Origin of the sequence: Winogradskyella psychrotolerans, assembly GCF_018860545.1 — a bacterium.
Lineage (GTDB): Bacteria > Bacteroidota > Bacteroidia > Flavobacteriales > Flavobacteriaceae > Winogradskyella > Winogradskyella psychrotolerans_A.
In genome coordinates this window covers 56,292-81,159 of the sequence record NZ_JAHKPN010000052.1, presented here as the reverse complement: position 1 = coordinate 81,159, position 24,868 = coordinate 56,292, and the positions used below count along the sequence as shown (strand labels likewise).

The 24,868-nt window shown below is 33.6% G+C and carries 12 protein-coding genes; 8 read left to right on the top strand and 4 right to left on the bottom strand.

What is annotated here, in order from left to right:
• Nucleotides 1-4: 4 nt before the first annotated feature.
• Complete coding sequence (locus KO515_RS16390) at nt 5-3,544, bottom strand: TraB/GumN family protein (protein WP_215937418.1); 3,540 nt, start codon at nt 3,542-3,544, stop codon at nt 5-7.
• Nucleotides 3,545-3,659: 115 nt separating this feature from the next.
• Nucleotides 3,660-4,550, bottom strand: a complete 891-nt coding sequence (locus tag KO515_RS16385) for an aldose 1-epimerase family protein (protein ID WP_215937417.1) — start codon at nt 4,548-4,550, stop codon at nt 3,660-3,662.
• A 280-nt stretch (nt 4,551-4,830) separates the two neighbouring features.
• Here KO515_RS16385 and KO515_RS16380 point away from each other — a divergent pair, with 280 nt between their 5' ends.
• On the top strand, nt 4,831-6,132 hold the full coding sequence (locus tag KO515_RS16380; protein WP_215937416.1) for an anthranilate synthase component I family protein: 1,302 nt from the start codon (nt 4,831-4,833) through the stop codon (nt 6,130-6,132).
• Between the two features lie 185 nt (nt 6,133-6,317).
• On the opposite strand, the gene KO515_RS16375 is transcribed toward KO515_RS16380, so the two are convergent.
• The gene (locus KO515_RS16375) at nt 6,318-7,007 is read right to left on the bottom strand and encodes a hypothetical protein (protein ID WP_215937415.1); all 690 of its coding nucleotides are present in this window, start codon (nt 7,005-7,007) and stop codon (nt 6,318-6,320) included.
• A gap of 155 nt (nt 7,008-7,162) precedes the next feature.
• Between KO515_RS16375 and tilS the strand changes: the two genes are divergently transcribed.
• From tilS to KO515_RS16340, 7 genes are all read left to right on the top strand, one after another.
• Nucleotides 7,163-8,476 carry a tRNA lysidine(34) synthetase TilS gene (gene tilS, locus KO515_RS16370; RefSeq protein ID WP_215937414.1) on the top strand — a complete coding sequence of 438 codons (1,314 nt, stop codon included), beginning with the start codon at nt 7,163-7,165 and terminating at the stop codon, nt 8,474-8,476.
• A gap of 82 nt (nt 8,477-8,558) precedes the next feature.
• On the top strand, nt 8,559-10,178 hold the full coding sequence (gene ade / locus KO515_RS16365; protein ID WP_215937413.1) for an adenine deaminase: 1,620 nt from the start codon (nt 8,559-8,561) through the stop codon (nt 10,176-10,178).
• Between the two features lie 93 nt (nt 10,179-10,271).
• Nucleotides 10,272-12,158 carry a CocE/NonD family hydrolase gene (locus KO515_RS16360; RefSeq protein WP_215937412.1) on the top strand — a complete coding sequence of 629 codons (1,887 nt, stop codon included), beginning with the start codon at nt 10,272-10,274 and terminating at the stop codon, nt 12,156-12,158.
• Nucleotides 12,159-12,342: 184 nt separating this feature from the next.
• Nucleotides 12,343-13,311: a YheT family hydrolase gene (locus KO515_RS16355; RefSeq protein WP_215937411.1), complete on the top strand. Its 969-nt coding sequence runs from the start codon at nt 12,343-12,345 to the stop codon at nt 13,309-13,311.
• A 94-nt stretch (nt 13,312-13,405) separates the two neighbouring features.
• On the top strand, nt 13,406-13,513 hold the full coding sequence (locus KO515_RS18950; protein ID WP_215937675.1) for a T9SS type A sorting domain-containing protein: 108 nt from the start codon (nt 13,406-13,408) through the stop codon (nt 13,511-13,513).
• 151 nt (nt 13,514-13,664) lie between these two features.
• The gene (locus tag KO515_RS16345) at nt 13,665-21,500 is read left to right on the top strand and encodes a T9SS-dependent choice-of-anchor J family protein (protein WP_215937410.1); all 7,836 of its coding nucleotides are present in this window, start codon (nt 13,665-13,667) and stop codon (nt 21,498-21,500) included.
• A 96-nt stretch (nt 21,501-21,596) separates the two neighbouring features.
• Entirely contained in the window at nt 21,597-23,135 is a 1,539-nt protein-coding gene (locus KO515_RS16340; RefSeq protein WP_215937409.1) for a YifB family Mg chelatase-like AAA ATPase, read from the top strand.
• Between the two features lie 37 nt (nt 23,136-23,172).
• Here KO515_RS16340 and KO515_RS16335 read toward each other — a convergent pair whose 3' ends face one another.
• Complete coding sequence (locus KO515_RS16335) at nt 23,173-24,828, bottom strand: SEL1-like repeat protein (protein ID WP_215937408.1); 1,656 nt, start codon at nt 24,826-24,828, stop codon at nt 23,173-23,175.
• Between the last annotated feature and the right edge of the window lie 40 nt (nt 24,829-24,868).

Genomic DNA, 24,868 nt, shown 5'->3' with positions numbered 1-24,868 from the left:
ATTTCTACAACTCTAAAAAATCTGTGATTAGAGTCTCTATTTTAGTCTTCCAGTCATCGTCATATTCGTCCCAATACGTATAAGCGCTATACATTGTAAATTCAGTATCTTGTGATACGGTTTCAATAGGACCGACAATACCTATGTACGAAACATTTTCATTTGGATCTTCATCGATATAGTCGCATTTAACAGCATAAAACTCGGAATCATTCTCTTTAATTTTTTTCAAAATCTTGATGTCATCTGGATAGCCTCCATCTTCACCAACATAGTTGTAAAAGGATAGTTTAGCGAATGCTTCTTCTTTAAGATATTTTTTATCTACATCTTGTAATTTGTTGATTTTATGATAGGCTTCCATAATTTCAAACCTGAAATACATATCTTCCAAATAAGGATGTAATACAGCTTCCGAAATGGAATAATTATTAAAGATACGTGCAGTAATAGCTAACAATCGCAACCATCTGTCATCATCTCTGCTTAATAATTTAGAAGTAAAAGCGTTGCTAATACTGTCATCATACTTCACTGTATTCAGACTGTTCAAATAAGCTACCATTAAATTATAATACGTGTAGTCATAATCTTCATCGTACTCATCGCTTGGTGGTGGAATATTAAAAAATACTTCGGAATCTGTAACTAAATACTCTAGAATCTTATTATAATTAGATACTACAATATTTTTGGCATCTAACTCTGAATTATAAAGGTCATTAGAAATATAAATTATATCACTTCTAAATTGCCCAGCAGACATTAATGATAACAGTTTATTATAATTTTCTAGGGCATAGCTTAATGAGTCGGTAAAAGGTTGAAACAAGCTATAATCATACGATTCTTCTTCAATTGGCGGATTAGAAAAGAACAATTTATTGTAAAGCGGCAAGGATTTTTCTGATTCAATATCTGGAATTGCAATGAGAATAGCAGATTTTAAAATATCTGATGTTGAAGGTTGGTTATAAAACGTCTCAAGTACATCTAATGAGGCTTCATCATCGATTAGGCTATATTCATATATTAAATTTGCTTTTATCTCATCGCTTGTTTCATTCGAAAATGAATAGTTAAGTGCATCGTTTAAAATAGGTAAATCGTCTTTATCAAATTCATAATACTCAAAAGCTTTTAGGGCTCTATTATAGACTATGGAATCTTTAGATTTTAAATCTTCTATAATGTATTTGGCTTTAGATTCAAATACATCAAAATCTAAATTTACAGGTTTTTCATCTATTGAATTAAAGACATCTTGTACGATTCCTGTTTCCATTTCCTCATGTGTTACAATGGCCTTCACAATATGAATTCTGTAATTTTTATACCAAATCTGATTCAACGTTACACGGTTTTTGTTGTCAAATAAATTATTTTGAGCTGTAAACTGAATAATGGAATCATTATTTTTTACAACGATATGCTCGTCTATAATACTATCATTATATTCGGTCATTCCATTTTTGTAATCTTCAAGAAATGTTTTAAAAGTTGAAATTCTAAAGTACTTACCGACATTATTATAGCCATATTGATAGATGCTTCCTGTATTTGAGTTTACAGTGGTATAATCGTAAGAGTCAATAACATTAGAATCATTTTGATTTAAAGTATCAATCTCTTCTTTAACCGGTTCAAATAATTTCATTTTGAACGCATTATTTGGTGACTCATACTCAGTGAGTTTTGATTTTTGGTAAGGCAATAATTTAAAGCTCTCAAAGAAAATATCGTCAGCGCTCACTTTTTCGGTTTCGTTGATCTTTTGTTTCATTATAAGATACGTTCTGTTTCCTCTGAAATATGCGCGTACAATACAATGGTATTTGTCGTTAAGTTTTACCTCGTATTCTCGTCCTTCAAAACCATCTAAATAAATAACTTTAGGTTCGGCTAGCATTGTGGATGTTTGTGCTAATCCATTTTCGGTTTCTTGAAATGCTATTTCAGGATTTTGAAGAAAATAACCTATAGGTTGGTCGTTATATCTTATTAAATAATTATTTAAATTTTCGGTATCCGTTGCCATGTAAAGATTAAGGAAATAAGGTGCTCCGTCTGCATCTATAGGATTTGGTTGTTCTCTGGATATGTCTTTGGCTTCAACAGGTATTTGAATGGTAAATGCTCCTTGTTCACTTTTAAATTCTCTCCAGCCTTCAATTTTAGCAACTGGTTCTATGCCATCAATTGTGATGGAATTAAAATAACGATGAACGGAATTTTCGTTGATTTGCGCTTGAGGCGTTTCGACTGAGAAATAATAAAAATGATTATGTTTAACAACAAATCTAGCTTTTACCATAACATCATTAGGCAGTTTAGCTATAATATCGTAGCCAAATTTATCGGTATCCGGAAGTTGTTCTCGACTAATAACTTCACCTTCTCTTTTTTCAATGACATTAGATACCATGTTTTCCATTAAGGTGTCAATTTGAGATTGTGTTAGCGCATAACCTGTATCAAAACCCGTAAACAGATAACTTGTATTAGTAGGTATATCAGCGTAACCGCGTATAATAAACTGGTCAAAATCCTCCTTAATATTTGGGTGTTTAGGTAATTCGAGATGAAACCCTAATGCTGTATCTTCATAGTTATACCAAAATCCTTTTGAAGTATCAATTGTATAGGTGTCTGCAACTCCGGTAAATTCAGCTTCTACAACGCTAACGTCGTAACCTTCTTTTTGTAGTAATTCAATCACATTGTTGTCTCCCACTAAGTGAGCAGCACCAACTCCAGCAAACAAACTTCCCTTCTGCATGATGTCTATGATGCTATTTTTCATCACGTGGTTTCTTGCCATCATGGTGCTGTCAATAACATCAAAATTATCTACAAACTCAGCGATTTTATTTAAATCACCAGTAGCATATATTTTGGTCATAATTTCCTTAGTTCTATTAATGCTATCCACATCAATATCTAAATGACTTAAAATTTGTTTGGTTTTTGATTCATCAGATAAATTATCAAAATAGTTAATTTGATCGTCTACATCTTCTAATCCCACAATCGTTTTGTTCATAGTTCGTGCTTGACCTAAAAGGTAGAAATCTACAAAGGTTGATTTATCATCCTCTTTATGTATATCTGGTACAAGTAGGCTTAGAACTTGATCTGGACTCATAATTTCTGAGTCTTCTAATGAATAGCTATTAATTTCTTTAAATCGTTTTAAAAGCCGTTGATAGTCTTTGGGTTTTAATAGTTTTTTGTAGAAATCATTTGCAGTAATATCATATGTTTTCCTCGTCATTGCTACCATGAGCGAATCGGCATTTACTTCCAAAGCAAAATATTCTGTGTTTTCAATCGCTGGCATTACGGCATCACTAAAGTTAAAAACTCTAGAATCATCGATATGCATGGTTCCGAATAAATATGAGGTAGATTTTAGGTTATTGCCTTCTATTTTCCATAATAAACCATACGAGTCCTGATCTTGAGCAAACGTAAATTGAGTTAAAAAACATAGGAGTAGTAGTAGGTGAAAGGTTGAGTTTCCTTTAAAGATTTGGCGATTCATATATGTAACTGGTTATTTGTTAGAGGCAAAATAAGATACTTTTTATAAAATTTAAGACTTTAAGGTTATTAAATGAAAACTATTTAAGTTTTGATTATACAACTTTGGAACGTATTTACACTAAATGTTTTTGGTCAATTTCAATACTATAACTGGCTTCAAAGATGGCACCTGATTCTAAACTCAAAATTCCTTCTTTGTTTTCAATTTTTTGGTCTGTAGTTTCATGGTCTGCAATGCCTAACCACGGTTCTATACAAACGTAAGGTGCATTTGGTTTGGCCCAAATTCCTAATTGTTTAAAGCCGCTGTAGTTAACGGTTAAAACTTTTCCTCTTGTGTGATGTGATAAGCTTACACTTCTAGATTTTAAGTCTTTAAAAATTAAGGCATCTGCATTGAATAAGTCCGGTCGTAACTTAATTTTATTACCATCAGAAAATGCTGGTTTCGTGTCATTTGTTAGCAAGCCATTATCCATATTTAACAAATAGGTTTGACTATCCTCAGTATGTTCAAAGTCTAAATAATAATCAGTATACGTCTCATCTTTTGATAGCGGACAATTAAAAGCGGGGTGTCCACCTAATGAAAAATAAAGGGCTTTTCTATCGCGATTTGTCACAGTATGATTAATAGTTAGCTTATTTCCTAATAACGTATACGTGATTTTAAACTCAAATAAAAAGGGATAATATTTATAAAGCTCATCATTAGATGTTAGACTAAATGTGATGCTAGAATCCGATTGGTCTTTCACAATAAAATTATCGTTATGTCTTACAAAACCATGCTTTGGCATGTGGTACGTTTTATTATTGTACGTGTAACTGTCATTTTTCATGCTACCAATAATAGGAAACAAGTTTGGGGCGTGGCTACCCCAAATCGTTGGGTCTGCTTGCCATAAAAATTCAGTAGCGTTTTGTGCAGAAGTGATGTTACATAATTCGGCACCTATTGTTTTTATATGGATGTTTAAGACGTCATTTTTTAAGCTATACATAATGTTGCGTATTTTTTTTGAAATATACAATTCTTATTAATTATCCTAAAAGGTTTTTTAATTCAATAGAAGTTGTAGAATTCATCCTTTGAAAATACCCCTAAAGTCTCTTCAAGGGGACAGTCTCACTGTTGCGCTAAAAAAAACATGAATTGTTTTTTAAGAATTGTCGTCTTGAGGTGACTTTAGGGGTGTAATTCTAAATTTTGAACCTTCAACAAATAAAATCTACACTGTAGAAATAATTTTATTTCGGTAACTTGCGGCAATTATTTTACTATTGAGAACAACACAAATTCATCGGCCTAAAAACATAGAGCACTTTAAGCGAAATTTATTGCTTTGGTCGCAACAATTCGATGATATATTGTGGTTAGATTCTAATAATCACAACGAGCCATACAGCAATTATGACGCGATTTTAGCTGTAGATGCTTTTACAACGTTGCGTACGGATTTTTTTGATGCTTTTGAGCGCTTAAAAGAATATCAAAATATAACTAACGATTGGATTTTCGGTTACCTCACGTACGATTTAAAAAACACCACAGAACACTTAAAATCTGAAAATTTTGACGGTTTAAATTTTCCTGACTTGTTTTTCTTTCAACCCAAAAAACTCTTTTTAATTAAAGATAATCACGTTGAAATCAAGTACCTAAAAATGGTTGATGATGAGATTGAGGATGATATTAGATTACTAGAATCGGATGTCACTTCCAACGCAGTCGAGAAGGCTCATAACGAAACCCCTATAAAAATAAAACTTAGAATTCATAAAGACGACTATTTCGAAAAAGTCAATAAAATGCTAGCTCATATCCAAAGAGGGGATATTTATGAAGCGAATTTTTGTCAAGAATTCTATGCCGAAAACAGTGAAATTAATCCCTTGGAAACGTTTAAGAAGCTCAATGCTATTTCAAAACCACCATTCGCAAGTTTCTTAAAGTTTGAAGATAAATATATGATGTCTGCGTCGCCAGAACGTTATATTAAAAAAGATGGTACCACAGTAATTTCACAACCTATTAAAGGGACTGCTAAACGTTCTGAAAATATAGAAGAAGATACAAAACTCGCCAACGATTTATCTAAAGACTTAAAAGAGCGTAGCGAAAACATTATGATCGTAGATTTAGTGCGAAACGATTTATCGCATACAGCCATAAAAGGAAGTGTAGAGGTGAAGGAGCTTTGCAAAGTGTATTCATTTTTGCAAGTGCATCAAATGATTTCTACAGTTCAGTCTCAAATTCATCCAGATACAAATCCTGTTGAAATTGTGAAGACGACGTTCCCAATGGGTAGCATGACAGGAGTTCCGAAATTGTCCGCAATGCAAATTATTGAAAACCTTGAAGAAACCAAACGCGGTTTATACTCGGGGTCTGTTGGTTATTTTACACCCAATGGTGATTTCGATTTTAATGTTATAATTAGAAGTATACTTTATAACGAAACTAAACAATACATTTCGTATTCCGTAGGCGGCGCCATCACTGCAAAAAGTGACCCACTTAAAGAATACGAAGAATGCTTAATTAAAGCAAAAGCCATGCGAGAAGCGTTAGAAGGATAGTTTTTCAGTCTCAATTTTCATCTGCACTTCGACTGCGCTCAGTGAGACATTTAGTTTCAATTTGTGCTTTTTCTTAAGGTTTAACACTAAAATATCATTTCATCATCTAGAAAAATTGCTCTGTGCATCTTCGTGCCTTCTTTGTGTAACCCTGAGTAATAGTTTGTTTACCCTAACAACAACTACTACTCAATATGCCGTCTAAACGTGCGCTTAACCTTATCAAAAATATCCACGACACGTTTCTCTTCTAGTTTTTTAATTTTAGCAATAGATTCAAAATCTAATTTCCCAAAAATGTATAAATCCATAATGTTAGACACATTGAAAGGGAGCCAATTGTACAATTTATTGAAAGCTGATGAAGATTGTTTCGTAGATAAATCCTTAATTTCAAAAGCACTTAAAATGGAAGATTCTTTGTCAGAATAAAGTTGTAAAATGTCATTTTCATTCTGATTGTAAGAAATATCGTTAAGTTCTGTATTTAAGACATAATCAAAATCGCCATCAATAGTATACTCTTCACTAAGTTTATCTAATTCTTTTTTAAGTAAAGCATCTGTGCTTATGGTTTCTTTGTGATGCGCTTCATTTTTAAATAGTAAATTCATATAGTTATCCACTATTTTAAATAGCTCTAACTTCACAGCTAAAGGTTCTGCGTCTATGTCAAAATCCTTATCATAAAGAAGAATAATACTCTCGTCAATAATGCCGTTAGACGAAAACATATTTTTTGGTAAAATGCCTGTAGTTTCAGCAATATAAATTCTGTGTTTTACATAAGGATGTAAATGCGGTATTGCAGAAAGCACCTTTTTTTCAAAGGCATTTCGTGTCGTTTCTGATGTTAATTTTTCTGTTACACTCATGACCTAATAATTTTAAATTCTTTTAAAGTTAATTAAAAAGAATACACATCAATATGATAAAAGTCATTTTAACACCGGAGAATAAAGTTCAGTTACCCTAAAAGTTTGAGTATATGTACTTCTGAAGGAATGAATAATTTCAATACCTTTGAGATGTGCAAAAAGACTTCAATAATCACATCGATAAAAACCTTTCTATTTTAAAAGAGGGTAGGTTACTCATTGCTATTTCTGGTGGAATAGATAGTGTGGTTTTAGCACATTTATGCCATAACTTGAAACTTAATTTTTCATTAGCCCATTGTAATTTCAACTTAAGAGCCGAAGAAAGTGATAAGGACGAAACTTTTGTTGTAGAATTAGCTGATGCTTTAGATATTGAAGTGTTTATTCAAAACTTTGATACGAAGATGTATGCTGACGAAAACAAATGTTCTATTCAAATGGCTGCACGAGAACTACGGTATAACTGGTTTAAAGAATTAGCAACACAGCTAAATTTCGATTATATTCTTACAGCACATCACGCAGATGATAACCTTGAAACCTTCCTCATTAATTTTACAAGAGGAACGGGTTTAAATGGTTTAACGGGAATTCCGATGATAAACGATAATGTGGTAAGACCATTATTGCCATTTTCGAGATTACAAATTAAAGCTTTTGCAAAAGAACAGAGAATCACTTGGCGAGAAGATGCCAGTAATGCCTCTCGTAAATATTTAAGAAATAAGCTAAGACACGAAGTGGTGCCGATTTTAAAAGAAATCAATCCGCAATTATTAGATAGTTTTCAAAATACGTTAAGCCATCTTAATGATACCGCATTAATCGTAGACGAGCAATTAACGGAGTTTAAAAAGCGTGCCATTGTCTCTGATGATCATCTTGGGACAACCTTTAGGATTTCAGAATTTAAAACCACAACGAATCCTAAAGCGTATCTATTCGAAACCTTTAAACATTACGGTTTTACAGAATGGAATGATGTCCTCGATTTGTTAGATGCAGAATCAGGCAAATTGGTAAGGTCTAATTCACATCGTTTAATCAAGCATCGCGACCATTTAATCTTAGCAACGTTATCTCATGCTGAGCAAAGTGAAGCCTCTCTATATATACAAGAAAGTGACACGGCTATAAACACACCTTTTGGTAATTTGGTTATTAGCGAAGTTGTTGCGATTTCTGAAACATCAAACCACATCATTTATGTTGATAAAGACCGCTTAAAATTTCCGTTGGAATTAAGACTTTGGAAAACTGAAGACCTATTTCAGCCCTTAGGGATGACAGGTAAAAAGAAGGTGAGTAAATACCTTAAAGACGAAAAAACCTCCTTAATAGAAAAAGAAAATACTTGGGTTTTAACTTCAGATAATAACGTGATTTGGGTTGTTGGTAAACGCGGGGATGAGCGTTTTAAAGTAAAAACTAATACTAAAAATATTATTAAATTTAATATTTAAGTGTTCTATGTTAAATAATTGAAATAAAATAAGATAGGTTGTTAGATAGTCTGTTATTAATAATAAAAATAAATTGAGTAGTTTGAAATTAAAAGGAAACATTGTAGATATTGAGAATCGTAGAATCTTTAAAGGAGAAATTACAATTAAAGCTGGAAAAATTGAATCTATCGTAGAGCAAGATTGCGACGAAAATCATTACATTTTACCAGGTTTTGTAGATGCTCATATTCATATTGAAAGTTCTATGTTGGTACCAAGTGAGTTTGCTAAAATAGCGGTGAATCACGGTACCGTTTCCACAGTTTCAGATCCACACGAAATCGCCAATGTACTCGGCGTCAAAGGTGTGGAATTTATGATTGAAAACGGAAAACAAACTCCTTTTAAATTCAATTTTGGAGCACCATCTTGTGTGCCAGCGACAAGTTTTGAGTCGGCAGGCGCTGTTATTGATTCTGACGCTATTAAAACCTTAATGGAGAATCCAGATATTAAGTATTTGGCCGAAATGATGAATTATCCTGGAGTCATTTACGATGATGCGGAAGTCTTACAGAAAATAGCATGGGCTAAACATTATAATAAACCCGTAGATGGACATGCACCAGGTTTAAGAGGTAAGGATTTAACCAAATATATTTCAGCAGGAATTTCTACAGATCACGAGTGTTTTTCTTATGACGAAGGTTTAGAAAAACTACAAAAAGGAATGAAGGTCATTATCCGAGAAGGTAGTGCAGCTAAAAACTTTGAAGCCTTAATTGGCTTGTTAGATGAACATTATGAAAATATGATGTTTTGTAGCGATGACAAACATCCAGACGATTTGTTATTGGGGCATATTAATCAATTGTGTGCAAGAGCAGTAGCAAAAGAAATTGATGTATTTAAAGTTTTGCAGTCAGCTTGTGTAAACCCAGTGAAACATTACAATTTAGATGTGGGATTGCTAAAGGTAGGTGATGACGCAGATTGTATCGTTGTAGAAGATTTAAAAGATTTTAAAACGCTTGAAACCTATATTAATGGTGAGTTGGTGTTTGCTAATGGAGTTTCACATGTGAAGCATGTAGATTTTCAGAATTTAAATAATTTCAACACTGATAAAAAAGAGGTTTCAGATTTTAGATTTGAATCTGATGCAAAAGAAATTAGAGTGATTGAATGTTTAGATGGAGAATTAGTAACCAATGAAATCATCGTAGATTCTAAGATTGAAAATGGGAATCTAGTGTCTAACACTGAAACCGATGTTTTAAAAATGACGGTTGTTAATCGTTATAAAAATGACAAGCCTGCCATTGCATTCATTAAAAATTACGGATTAAAAGAAGGAGCTATTGCAAGTTCTGTGGGTCATGATTCGCATAATATAATTGCTATTGGAGTGTCGGACGAAGCGATTTGTAAAGCCGTGAATTTATTAGTAGAAAATGAAGGGGGAATTTGTGCAGTAAGTGATACAGAAGAGAAAGTAGTTGCACTGCCTGTTGCAGGAATTATGAGTGATAAAAATGCCGAAGTTATTGGGAAACAATATTCAGAACTCGATAAAATGGCCAAACAATTGGGAAGTCAACTTCATGCACCTTATATGAGTTTATCCTTTATGGCTTTGTTGGTTATTCCGGCTTTAAAATTAAGTGATAAAGGCTTGTTTGATGGTGGAAAGTTTGAATTTACATCCGTTGAGGCTTAATCGTAACATTTCTATTGATTCTATTACCTTTTGGATTTGTTGAGAAATAATAAATTCAAAATATATATCTTTCAATCTTCAAAATCTAATGATATGCAAAACCATAAAATTTTTTTCATCCTTCTTACGTTTTTAATAGGCTTCAATTGTAAAGAAGAAGAGCATCAAGCTTTAGAAACCGCACCAGATCAAAAGGTTGAAAATACATTTGCAAAAGATAATTATACCAAAAATGAAGTAATGATTAGCATGCGCGATGGTATAAAACTGCACACCACCATTTATACACCAAAAGACACGACCAAAACCTATCCGATATTAATGATGCGAACTCCATATAGCTGTAGGCCTTATGGTGAAGATGAATTTAAAGCTAAATTAGGTCCTAATAAAAACCTCATGGAAGAAGGTAATATTATGGTCTATCAAGATGTGAGAGGTCGTTGGAATAGTGAAGGGGTTTACGATAACATGCGCGCTTACATTCCGAATAAAACAGGAACCCAATATGATGAGGCCAGTGATACTTATGATACGATTGAATGGTTAGTCAACAACGTAGACTATAATAATGGTAACGTGGGAACGTATGGGATTTCTTATCCTGGATTTTATGCCACGTATTCTTTATTAGACTCACATCCGGCATTAAAAGCCGTGTCTCCTCAAGCTTGTATTGGTGATTTCTTTTTTGATGATTTTATTCATAATGGTGCTTATTTATTGAGTTATTGGAGAGCCACAGGTTTGTTTGGATATATGAAAGATCAACCTACAACGGAATCTTGGTATACATTACCAGATTTAAAAACAGAAGACCAACATCAGTTTTTCTTAGATCATATGCCCTTAAGTAAGTTAGATGAGTACTACGATAGTACCAATGTGTTTATGGAGCAACTGAAAACACATGTGACTTATGATGAATTTTGGCAATCTAGAGGCATTATTCAACATTTAAAAGACATTAAGCCAGCCACTATGGTTGTCGGAGGATTATTTGATGCGGAAGATTTATACGGTCCGTTTAATACTTATAAAAGTATTGAAGCCAATAGCGATAATTACAATACGGTTGTATTTGGGCCATGGAGCCATGGTGATTGGGCTAGAAATAGCGAACGACAAGTGGTAGGAAATATTCATTTTGGGGATAGTATTTCTGATTATTTTCAGAAAAATATGGAAACCAAGTTCTTTAATCATTTCTTAAAAGGTGAAGCTGATGGAGGCACTCGTTTGGCTGAAGCACAAATGTTTAATACAGGGACAAAAGAATGGCAGTCTTTTGAAACTTGGCCACCAGAAAATACGACAAAACAAGATTACTTTATGCAACCTTACGAACGTTTAACAAAACAAGCGAATCGTATGCTGGCAACGTCAGATTTTATTAGCGACCCAATGAAGCCCGTGCCATATACGGAAGATATAGGTGTTGGATTTACACCACGTAAATTCATGACAGACGATCAGCGTTTTGCTTCAAGACGACCAGATGTGTTAACATTTGAAACTGAAATATTAGACGGAGATATCACGTTAGCTGGTGATATTTCAGCAAAATTAAAGGTGTCTACAACTGGAACAGCAGCTGATTGGATTGTAAAAGTGATTGATGTATTTCCTGCAGATACTGAAAACACAGACGATGTTCAAGATCACTTAAAACTAAGCAATTACCACATGATGGTACGAAGCGAAGTGTTACGTGGTCGTTTTAGAAATAGTATGTCAGAACCAGAACCTCTTGTACCAAACGAAAAGACGTCAGTTAATTTGAAGTTACAAGATGTGTTTCATACGTTTAAAAAAGGGCATAAGATTCAAGTACAAGTGCAAAGCACCTTTTTTCCGTATATAGACGCGAATCCACAGACGTACGTAGATAATATTTTTGAAGCTAAGGAAAGTGATTTTCAAAAGCAGACCCATAAGGTGTTTAATGATTCATCGATTGAGTTTACTGTGCTTAAATAATATATAACATTCACATCATAGTTGTCACTTCGAGTGATTTCGAAGCATGAGAAATTGTAGCGAGAAGTTTTTAGTAATTAATGCTTTAAAAAGTTCTCGATACAAAATTGAAAAAAGTCAATTTCACTCGAACTGACGTTTAACTTGATCACCCGATTAAAAAACTAAAGACAGAATACTGAAAATGCCAGTAATAGAATCCACCTACAAACCACCATTCTGGTCCAAAAAGAGTTTTGTGTCCACCGTTTTTTCAGGTTTAGCACGAAAGGTAAAAGGAGTAGAGCAAACGAGAGAACGTATCATTTTAGAAGATACCGATTTTTTAGATTTAGACTGGAGTTATGCACAGCAAAAATCTAATAAAGTTATTATTTTACTTCATGGTTTAGAAGGCAGTGCACAGCGTCCTTATATTACGGGAGCCGCAAAGTTATTCAATGATCATAACATTGATGCTTGTGCGGTGAATTTTAGAAGTTGTAGCGGTGAACCTAACATATTGTTTAGAAGTTATCATTCAGGTGCTACAGAAGATTTAGACGCTGTGGTTCAACATGTGTTATCAAAAGGACAATATGATGATATCTATATTAAAGGCATAAGCTTAGGTGCTAATATGGTTTTAAAATATGTGGGTGAAGGAAGGGAGCTTCCAACGGAATTAAAGTCGGTTATTGCGGTGTCTACACCTTGTGATTTAAAAGGCTCTTGTGGTGAATTATTAAGTTTAAAAAACAAACATTACGCGATTCGATTTTTAGCGCATTTAAAAGATAAGTTGAAACCAAAATTAGAGCAATTTCCTAATAATATATCAGTTGCGGATTTTGATTCAATTAAAACTTTAATAGATTTTGATCATGTATATACGTCAAAAGCACATGGATTTAAGGATGCTTTTGATTATTATGAGAAAGCGAGTTGTCTGCAATTTCTTCCAAATATTAGAGTACCTTCTTTAATTATTAATGCGCTTAATGATTCCTTTTTATCGGCAGAATGTTATCCTGTAAAAGAAGCGAAGTATAATCCTAACCTGTTTTTAGAAATGCCAAAATATGGTGGGCATGTTGGGTTTGTGGATAAGGAAAATATATACTACAATGAAAAACGCGCTTTGGAGTTTGTAAGAGAAATTCAGGTTTCATAGCATATTCTTCTGTCAAGAAACATAATAATCCATATGGTGTATAAATCAAATGAGTATTATTGTAATCAATGGTAGAAGAAAGTAAACGGTAAACATCAATAATACAGAATCCATAAATGTTAGCGATTTGTCTAATGGAGTGTACTTCCTAGAAATTCAATTTGGTAACACTAAAACTGTTAAACGGTTTATTAAGAGTTGATTAGTAGATGTAGTCATAATTAAAACCTTTCAATTTTAGTATTGAAAGGTTTTTTTGTTATATATTTTAGCATTTATTTAACAGTTTTACGACTTTGGCAGTAATGCTGTCGTATCAATGTGAGCTCTAATTGACCTATTAAACCAATCAAATGAAGTTTTACCAATCCCTTTTTACAATACTTTTATGTATTGCAGTAACATCATTGTCATTTTCTCAAAATGTAACCATTCCTGATGCAAATTTTAAAACCGCACTTTTAAATCATGATCCTATTATTGATACTAATAGCGATGGTGAAATTCAGGTTACCGAGGCTGAAGCTTATGCAGGAAGTATAAATGTGGCATCATCTGATATCGCAGAACTTACAGGTATTGAGAGTTTTCTATCTATTACAGCGTTAAATTGCAGTAATAATGAAATTACAGCAGTTGATTTAACTCAAAATATTGCTTTAGAAAAAATAGAAATTGCAGCCAATGAGTTGAGTGTTTTAGATATTTCTCAGAATAGTAATTTAAAGGAATTGGCTTGTAATGGTAATGATCTTGTTGAACTTTATACCGCATCAAATGTAAATTTAGAGGTTTTAAATGTTTCGGCGAATTCCATTAGTGATTTAGACATCGCTTCTAATACAGCGCTAAAATCAATTGAAATCAATTTCAATCCTATTGAAAATATAGACATTTCGAATAATGTCAACCTCGAGTTATTTAGTGCCACCTATTGTTATAATTTAAGTACCGTTGATTTTTCAAATAATAACACACTCGAAAATATTTTATTATGGTATACTAATCAGGAGGAGATTAATGTGTCTAATATGCCTAATTTAAGTAGTTTATATCTGCGTAATTTAAATTTAACGAGTTTAGATGTTTCAAACAATCCTAACTTATATAATTTATATGTCACGGATAATAATATTTCAGAGCTAGATGTCAGTTTTAATAGCAGTTTAGCGTATTTATCACTTGATGGACTATATGTGTCAACAGTAGATGTTTCTAACAACCCTAATTTAGAGTGGTTAGATCTTAGTGGGTTTTTGTTAGAAACTGTCAATGCTAAAAATGGAAATAATACAATTTTCACATATTTTAATATAGATAATGCCTCGTCTTTAAGTAGTATTTGTGTAGATGATGTTGCTTATGCCACATCAAATTTTACAATACCATATAATAGTTATTTTACAGAAATATGTAGTCCAGAAGATTGTGGTGCTGTAGCAGTTAATTATACACAAGGTTTTGAAACAACAACACAACCTAATATAGATGGATGTTGGAGAAAATATCCACATACAATATCTAATTATTACTATGTAAAAACTATTGGAGCAGCTTATTCTGGTGTTAATTCTGTTGGTATGCGCGTGGCATCTAACGACGATGCTTTACTAATTACTCCAGAATTATCAAATTTTGACAGTTCTAAACGCGTATCATTTTGGTTATACTCACCAGAAGTAACGTCTCTAAATGTTGGGACAATTTTAGATCCTGACGATATTACAACTTTTGAACCTTACAGGAGTATTTCATTTAGTGATGGAGGCGGGAATCAATGGAGGGAAATTCATGTTGATTTTGCAAATTATACAGGCGATGCAAATCATGTGGCTTTTAAGTTAAGTGGTTCTTATACTATTGCTTATATAGATGATTTTATTTATGAAGATTCACCAAATTGTATAACTCCTATAGATGTTGAAACTATAACGTATGCTACAGAAGCGTCAATAGATTGGACAAGTTTAGGTAATGCTACAAGTTGGGATATTGAATATGGTCTAGAAGACTTTACGCTTGGTACAGGTGTATTAGTGAATGCAACTTCAAAACCATTTATACTAGAGGGCTTAGAGAGTGATACTGAATATGATTTCTACATACGATCTAATTGTGGTGGAAGTGAAACTAGTGATTGGTCTCATTCAAATGAATTTACAACCGCATGTCCTGCAATTGTTGCAGATTATTCTTATGATTTTGAAGATGGATACGGTGGAGAATTTTATAGTTGTTGGGAAGCTTTAGGTAGTGGTTTTATTACACAAGATGGTAATACGACGGCATCAACAGGTGCTATTAAAATTTCAAATTACAATGAAGGAGCTGTTGTTACCCCTGAATTATTTGAGCTAAATAGTTCTAAGCGTATAAAATTTTGGTTAAAAAATGAAGAAGGTGATTCTGACCTTATCGTTGGAACACTTGCGATTCAAAATGATATGTCAACGTTTACACCATATCAAACGATTTCTTCTGCAAATATGGAAGAAGGAATATGGGAACAAATCATTATAAATTTTGAAAATTACACTGGTAATGATCGTTTTGTGGCATTTAATCAAGTACAAATAGATAATTATGCAGATTTCTTTATCGATGAATTTGTATACCAAAACACGCCAGATTGTTTAGAACCCCAGAACTTCCATGTCACAGCACTATCAGATAGTTCAGCAGATTTACTTTGGACAAACACAAATGGCGTAACCGATTGGGAAATACAATACGGTGCACTTAATTTTGAATTGGGTTCTGGTACTATAATCAGTGGAATAGGAGATAATACTACGATAAATAACCTTTACCCAGATTCAACTTACGATATTTATATCCGATCAAATTGTGGCGGAGGTAGTTATAGCGATTGGTTTAAACTTCAAAATATTCACACAGATTGTGGGCCATTTTATGATTCATATACTCAGAATTTTGACGATAGTGAATTTGCTAATTGTTGGTCGAGATTACCTAGTGTAGATCCAGAGGTATACAATACAAATATTGTAGATGTGTCTTATTCATATCCACTTGGAGGTAGTGGAAATACCATTAAATTCAATGATTACCAGCAAAATGGTGAGCTCTTTTTAGTGTCACCAGAATTTAGTGATTTAAGTAATGGCAGTAAGCGTATAAAGTTTTGGCTACATCCTAGGTATAATAATGCAAATATGGTGGTTGGTACAATGACTGACCCAACTGATGCAAATACCTTCATAGCTAAAGAAACAATAGCCTATGAGGATATGATTTATAGGGACTGGAAACAGTTTACAATCAACTTCGATGATTATTCAGGGTCGGATACCTATATCGCATTCAATATGCAAATTGAAGAAGAGCCAATAGGAGGGACGTCAATTATTTACTTAGATCGTTTTGAGTATTCTGACATGCCCACATGCCAAACACCAACTGATTTTTCAAATACCTCAATTTCAAATGGTGAAATTGAATTGTCTTGGAATGATGAGAATAATGCCTCACAATGGGAAATTCTATATGGTGAAGAAGGCTTTTGGTTTGATGATGGTACGGTCATTCAGGTAAATTCTAATCCTTTTAGTGTTTCAGATTTACCAACGGAATTCGTATACGATTTTTATGTCAGAGCTGTTTGTGATACTAACAATAGTAGTGACTGGTCAGAAAAAATTACGGTAGATATTGGGTGTGGACAATCGTATGCAGCAGGTTATACGTATGATTTTAATAGCTCTACATTAGATGCCTGTTGGATGGCTTATGAATATTCGTCTAATAGTTATACGACCAGTTTTGAAATGGTTATCGATAATAATTTTGGTGACGATGGTTATTCTGCATATATGGAAGATACCAGCGCGTATTCCAGTTATGGCGTTATGATGGTGTCACCATTACTTACCGATTTGTCTAACGATAAAAAAATTGAATTTTACATCAGTAATTACGATGGAGGATTAAAAGTAGGAACAATCACGGATCCAGAAGATTATTCAACCTTTGAAACTTTAGAAACTATTGATGGAAGTGTAGAAGGCAATGCTTGGGAAAAGTACACCGTATTCTTAAATAATTATAATGGAACGGATAAATATATAGCCTTTAAATATCAAAGAGCGAGCTCTAATAATGGCAGCCAAGTGGTTATTGATGATTTTTCCTATCTTCAATCAGTGTTGTGTGAAGTGCCTTCAGATTTAACTTTAGAGCAAGTATATGATAATACTGTAGACGTAAGTTGGGGTGTTGGCGAATCTGATATAGAATGGGAGCTTGAGTTTGAGCAGATTGATGTCTACAATTCTGAAGAAACGGTTATAGTTACCTCAAATAATTTTACTTTAGAGAATCTGCTTGAAGGTATCGAATACGGCATAAGAGTTAGAGCTAAATGTGATGAAGGCGGATTGTATTCAGATTGGTCAGAAGTCATTACGTTTTTTACGACGTGTATGCCAGTTGAAGCCTATTACTTTGAGTCTTTTGAATTTGAAAATGCAATTAGTCCATGTTGGACAAAAATCGTAGAGACGGATAATACCATTATTAATATTTATGCAGTAGAAGATTTTAATGTTAATTATAATGGTGTAAACAGAACCTTATATCCACATAGCGGTAGTCAGTTTATTCAATTTTTTAATAGTTTTGATAATGCAGGAGGCGGAGCCGATAATCTAATGTTGGTTTCAAGAGAAATTTTAGATATTGATAATGAAAAAAGAATCCGATTTCAGTTAATTTCTCGTCAAGGGTCTTCAGGTTCAGATTATAATAGGTCTAGCTTACATATCGGTACAATGTCCAATCCCAATGATAGTAGCACTTTTACTTTAGTGCAAACCATTACACCAGAAGAAATGAATGAGTATAAAAGCTATGAAGAAGATGTGGTAGCATGGAAAGAGCATACTATTTATTTCAATAATTATACGGGTACTGACCATTATATTGCCATTAAGCATGGTGACGAATTTGTTGGAAGTGAATTTTTCGTAGATGATTTTACCTATGAAAGTATTCCAGAATGTACAGAACCGCTTTATCCAATAGTGTTAGATAAGCGTTATGATGCTGTAGACGTAAGTTGGGAGTCTTACGAAAATTCAAACCCTACATCATGGGAGATTGAATATGGGTTTTCTGGTTTTGAAATTGGAACCGGAACCGTTATAACGGCAAATGATAGTTCTTTTACTACGATTTCTAATCTAGTGGAAGATACAGACTATGACTATTATATACGAGCAAATTGTGGATCAGGTTATAGTGACTGGTCGGTTAAGCAAGTGTTTACAACAAAATGTGCAGGATTCGAGGTCGGCTATCAAGAAGGTTTCGAAAATCATCCAACTGGCTTTTTAGAGCATTGTTGGACAGGATTATTACCACAGGTAGGATCGTCTTATTGGGATGAAATAGGGCAGATAAGAGTGTATAATAATAGTGCTTATAATACGCCAGATGCGCATACTGGTGAGCAAGCAATTTGGTTTATGAATGAAACAAACCATCCATTACACGATGAGGTTTCAGAACAAAGCATCTTGGTGTCTCCAAGGCTCATTGATTTAGATAATTACAAAAGAGTTTCGTTTTGGATGTATCCAATTTCTAGTGCATATGCAACACCAACCGAGATTGTTATTGGTACCATGACAGATCCAGATGATTATACCACATTTACACCGTATTATACCATTACAAATGCTGCTGAGAATGAAGATACGTGGACGCAATATGAAATCGATTTGTCAAACTTTTATTTAGAGGATGAATATATCGGAATAAGGCAAGCCGCTTTTAATGAGCGTCAAGTCATTCTTTTTGATGATTTTGAATATTCAGAAAATTCATGTGTGATACCAACGGGTTTAGAAGCGACACAAACAGCTACAGGAGAAGTTACATTAGCATGGCAAGATAATAACATAGAACTAGCACCACAAAGCTGGGAGGTTGAATATGGACCTATTGGTTTTGTGAGTGGCAATGGTACCGTGATTCAGACTAATTCAAATCCTTTTGTGGTAGATGGTTTAAGTACGTTTTCTAATTACGAGTATCGTGTTAGAGCATATTGTAGTGTAGATTTTGGTTACAGTGAGTGGAGTATACCTTATGCGTTTTCTATAACCTGTGTAGAATCAGCTCCTTTTTATGAGAATTTTGATAGTTATAATGCATATTATCAAAATTCGAATAGTGGCATCCCAAATTTCTGTTGGACAAGAAATAATCGTTCTGTTTCTGGAATTTTTGATTCAGAAGGGTTAGTGGTTAGTCCTAGCTCATCACCAAATATTGGTTTTGTAAATTATTATAATTCAGATACATCACCTTTGCCTGGTGTTTTAATTTCACCATTTTTATCGGATTTAGATACCAATAAAATTCTAAAAATTTGGGTTAGAAACGAATCTACAGGTTCAACTGGTAACAAGTCAGGGATTATAATTGGTACAATGACAAACCCATTAGATATTGAAACTTTTGTGCCATTTACAACTATTTGGGCAGACGAAGTTCCAATATTTGGAAAAGAGTTTTTAATAGATTTTGCAACCTATACAGGAAACGGTCACCACATTGCTATAAAACATAATGAAGAAAATGATTACTCTATGGTAATGTTTGATGATCTAGAGTATAAAGAGCGGCCAACGTGTTTAGAACCGTTAAATGTAGATTTTTTATCAGTTTCAGACACAAGTGTTATGTTGTCTTGGGATAATTTAGGATCAGGCTCAGCTTTTGAAGTTGAATTTGGTATCCAAGGTTTTACGCAAGGCACAGGAAATACTGTAAATACAACAACTAATAGTGCATCTATAACAGGATTAGGTATTGAAACTAATTATGAGTTTTATGTGAGAACTAACTGTGGGTCTTCCGAAACAAGTGCATGGGTTGGACCATTAAATGCAACTACAGCTTGTAATGTAGAGAGTGTGCCATGGGTTGAAAACTTTGATAATATGGAGGCTTATGGTCAAGGTATATTACCAGATTGTTTTCAAAATGATGATGTTTGGGTTTCTAGTAATTCTAATTTAAGTGCTTATCAAGTTGGTGATGGTGATACCGATTATTTATACGCCATTTTTGATGAATATGGAATTGAAGCCTACATGATAACACCAATGTTTAATATGCAGGCAGGTACAACTTATACTTTAACCTTTAAAATTAGAAAAGAACAGGGTGACTATAGTTTTCAAAGCGTTAAAATATGGACAGGTCAAGGTAATACAACAGACGCTTTAGATAATTACATTAATTATTTTTCAGAATTTAGTTTTGGCTTCTATAATTATCATACCATAGAAACAACATTTACGCCAGTCGTAAATGGTGATTATTCCTTTTTATTAGATTTTGGTTATTCGTCTATTGTGCATACTATTTCTGTGGATTCTTTTAGTTTAGAAGGAGAATATGAAGAGGTAATTGATATGGTGAGTGGAGCAGATTTAACATTCGATTTTAATAGTGATGACCTTGAAGGTTTAATTTTAGAAGAAACCGAAAATACATTATGTAGACTAACTACTGATAATGGAGAAGATGTTATTATGATGACTGGAGGTAGTGATGATACCGCTTGGTATAATACAGGCAACATAAATTCAAACTGGATAGCGAATCAAAATTTTATTTCAAAAGTGAATTTTGAAGTTGATGCGACGAGTGTATCAGATTTATTTATGAATTTCGATTTAAGACAAACATTTCTAAATTCTAGTTCAGAATCTGTATTTAGAATAATCGTTAACGGAAATGAGCTTGTATCTTTTAATGCTAATAATGCAGTAGACTATGAAAATGTAGAAGTAGATTTATCTTCTTTCGCCGGAAGTACATTGCGAGTATCGCTGCAACAATTAGGTAAAAACAGTGATGATAGAGCTTATTTAGATAATCTTTCATTTGGTGAAGAGCCGTCGTTAAGTACAAACGACTATTTGTTTTCAGAATTTTCATTTCGTCCAAATCCCGTAAACAACAAGTTATTTATTAATAATTCAACTATCATAGATCAAATTTCTATTGTAGATCTCACAGGGCGATTATTACAGACTCAAATTATCAATAGTGATAATGCTATATTAGATATGTCGTTGTTACCATCAGCAATGTATTTTGTTGAGGTTAAAATAGGTGAAGCTACTAAAATTATAAAGGTCTTAAAAGATTAAATTATAGTGCATTTAATAAAGAAGCCTTTCAAGTTTAAATTTTGAAAGGTTTTTTTATTGCGCTGATTTTCTTACTTTTAAGAAAACTAATCATTCATGCTTAAAAAAGTTTTCGCAAGTGCTGTCTTCGGTGTAGAGGCTTCGACCATAACTGTTGAAGTAAATGTTGATAAAGGAGTGGGTTATCATTTAGTGGGACTTCCTGATAATGCTATTAAAGAAAGTAACTACAGAATAGCAGCTGCCCTTCAAAATAACGGTTACCGAATTCCAGGAAAAAAGATTACGATTAATATGGCACCTGCCGATTTGCGAAAAGAAGGCTCGGCTTATGATTTAACCTTAGCGATCGGAATTTTAGCAGCGTCTAATCAAATTAAAGCGGAAAACTTAGAGGATTACCTCATTATGGGGGAATTGTCCTTAGACGGCAGTTTACAGCCGTTTAAAGGAGCCTTGCCAATCGCTGTAAAAGCGCGAGAAGAAGGGTTTAAAAATATCATCCTACCCATTCAAAATAGTAAAGAAGCGGCTATTGTAGATAATATCAAAGTTTTTGGAGTTGAGAACATCATGCAAGTCATTAATCACTTTGAAAATGGTGAACCTTTAGAGCAAACCATAATTAATACACGTGAAGAGTTTTATAAAAGTTTAGACTTTCCAGAGTTTGATTTTGCCGATGTCAAAGGTCAGGAGTCTATTAAACGTTGTATGGAAATAGCAGCAGCAGGTGGCCATAATATAATTCTTATTGGTCCTCCAGGATCTGGTAAAACCATGTTGGCAAAGCGATTGCCAAGTATTTTGCCACCAATGACTTTGCATGAAGCGTTGGAAACCACAAAAATTCATTCGGTCGTTGGCAGAGTAAAAGCGCATACAGGTTTAATGGCGCAACGACCGTTTAGAAGCCCTCATCACACAATAAGCAACGTCGCTTTAGTAGGTGGTGGAAGTTACCCACAACCCGGTGAAATATCCTTATCGCACAATGGAGTGTTGTTTTTAGATGAGTTGCCAGAGTTTAAACGCGAAGTGTTAGAAGTTATGCGTCAGCCTTTGGAAGATAGAGAAGTGACAATTTCTAGAGCAAAATTTACGGTAACGTATCCGTCGTCTTTTATGCTAGTGGCAAGTATGAATCCTAGTCCTAGCGGTTATTTTAATGATCCGGATGCTCCTATAACATCCTCACCTGCAGAAATGCAACGCTATATGGGTAAAATATCGGGACCGTTACTAGATCGTATTGATATTCATATTGAAGTGACTCCAGTGCCGTTTGAAAAACTATCTGATGAGCGCCAAGGAGAATCTTCTGTAGAGATTCGTAAACGCGTGACTAAAGCTCGGGAAAAACAGACGCAACGATTTAAAGATTTGGAGCATATCCATTACAATGCGCAAATGAATACTAAGCAAATCCGGAAATATTGTAAGTTAGATGACGCTTCGATGTCACTTTTAAAATCAGCAATGGAGCGTTTAAATTTGTCCGCTAGAGCTTACGATAGAATTCTTAAAGTTGCGAGAACAATAGCTGACTTAGAAGGGTCTGAAGATATATTGGGTGCGCATATCAGTGAAGCGATTCAATACCGTAGTTTAGATCGTGATGGTTGGTTGGGGTAAACGTTTTATCATTTTGTTTGGGTATAATATGAAATGCTTATTTCATGGGTTGAATATTTCTAAAATTAGATTTTATTCGACTGCTAGGCTGATTTATAACGACATCACATTTTAGTATTTTATCACCATCACATGTTGTGCAGGTGTAACTTTGGGAGCCACCATTTGGATAGTAGTAACCAGAACCATTACATTTTTTACACACATGTTTTCCTTTTCCTTGGCAACTGTGACAAAACGTTTGAGAGTTGTAGGTGTCTTGTAATTTATTATAAGTTTCAGAGGATTTACAGTCGTCCATAACACCGCATAACTGCATGGCTATGTATAAATTATCTGTATCGTAATGTTTATTATAGGATGATAGGGCATTGTATGGATTTAGTTCCCAATTGATGTCTAATATCACGTAATTGTAGGCTTTGTTATAATCTTTACTGATATATTTACCTCTGGTGTAATGGGTTGCTAAAGTAGGGTAATCTTTAGCTCGTTCTAGCCAATACAACCCAAGCTTAATATCCTCTGTATTGTTACTTTCAATTAATAGTTTAGCTAAAGGACTAAAAGCATCTTGATAGCCATTTTTAGCTGCTTCCTTAAAATAAAACAATGCTTTTTCAGGATCTTTATCTGTGTCTTCTGAGCCGTCTCTGTAAAGTTGAGCTAGCTTGTACTGTAAACTTGGGTCGGTTGCACTTTGTTGTTCTTTGATGTTTAAGGCAAATTGCTTTTCTTCTTCAGTGCTGTAGTTACTTCTAAGAATGTAGTCTGCATAAAGATATTCTACTTGTTTTGTTTTACCAGAACTTTTGCTGTTTTCAAAGCAATCTTTACACGCTTTTTTAAAATCATTTCCCTTATTGTTTTTAGGCCAAAATAAAGCGATATCACAAACGTATTTCTCCCATTCACCTATGTCTTGTAAATAGCATTTTGTTCTATTTTTTATTGCTTTACTGTAACGCTCTATTTGTTCTTCTGTAAAATCATCGTCCTTCATCTGTCTTACACGCTCTTTGTAATTATTATAAGGGTAAAAATGGCCAATCTCGGCTATTTTACAATCCACAATAGGATCCATACGCGTTTTTCGGTCTATTTTTCGTGCATCGATAAGTAAATGAATAGCTTTTGCATAATCTCGTCTAACATTTAGGCCTTGCATATAAAATTCAGCTAACACCCATCCAGATCTTTTATAGCCATCATTTAATAAGCTGTCTATTAATCGTCTTGATAACGCTAAATCTTTTGGGTGGTCCATGTCACCTAAAAGCATTCTTGCTTTCATCATGGTTGCATATTGGTCATTAGTTTTTGAAGCTTTTTCGTAATATTCAAAGGCTTTTTTATAATCTTGTGTTGTTCCTTTTCCATAAAAATATGAATCTGCAACATATGTTATCGCCTTTTCATAATTATTATCCGCTGCAGATTTAAACCATTTAAACGCTTTGTAAATATTGTAATCTTTTGAATAAGTGTCGGTATAATGTTTAGCTAGAAGGTATTGGTATTTCGGATTGCCTTCATTAGCTTTGTTTAATAACCTCTTAACTTTTTTATCTGTATTATGATAGTCTGATTGTGCATTCAGATGGAATGAACAGCATAGCAATAAAGTTAGAATAGAGGTGATATAAATTAAATTAAAAGATGGGTGTTTAAGTTGATTTTGTGCTCTAGACATTGGTGAGGGTATTGTGTGAATTTTTAAAAATATAACAAGC

What these genes read in the sequence shown, in the direction of transcription:
- KO515_RS16390 (WP_215937418.1), bottom strand. Translation starts at nt 3,544, where the DNA reads ATGAATCGCCAAATCTTTAAAGGAAACTCAACCTTTCACCTACTACTA.
- KO515_RS16385 (WP_215937417.1), bottom strand. Translation starts at nt 4,550, where the DNA reads ATGTATAGCTTAAAAAATGACGTCTTAAACATCCATATAAAAACAATA.
- KO515_RS16375 (WP_215937415.1), bottom strand. Translation starts at nt 7,007, where the DNA reads ATGAGTGTAACAGAAAAATTAACATCAGAAACGACACGAAATGCCTTT.
- KO515_RS16360 (WP_215937412.1), top strand. Translation starts at nt 10,272, where the DNA reads ATGCAAAACCATAAAATTTTTTTCATCCTTCTTACGTTTTTAATAGGC.
- KO515_RS16355 (WP_215937411.1), top strand. Translation starts at nt 12,343, where the DNA reads ATGCCAGTAATAGAATCCACCTACAAACCACCATTCTGGTCCAAAAAG.
- KO515_RS16345 (WP_215937410.1), top strand. Translation starts at nt 13,665, where the DNA reads ATGAAGTTTTACCAATCCCTTTTTACAATACTTTTATGTATTGCAGTA.
- KO515_RS16340 (WP_215937409.1), top strand. Translation starts at nt 21,597, where the DNA reads ATGCTTAAAAAAGTTTTCGCAAGTGCTGTCTTCGGTGTAGAGGCTTCG.
- KO515_RS16335 (WP_215937408.1), bottom strand. Translation starts at nt 24,828, where the DNA reads ATGTCTAGAGCACAAAATCAACTTAAACACCCATCTTTTAATTTAATT.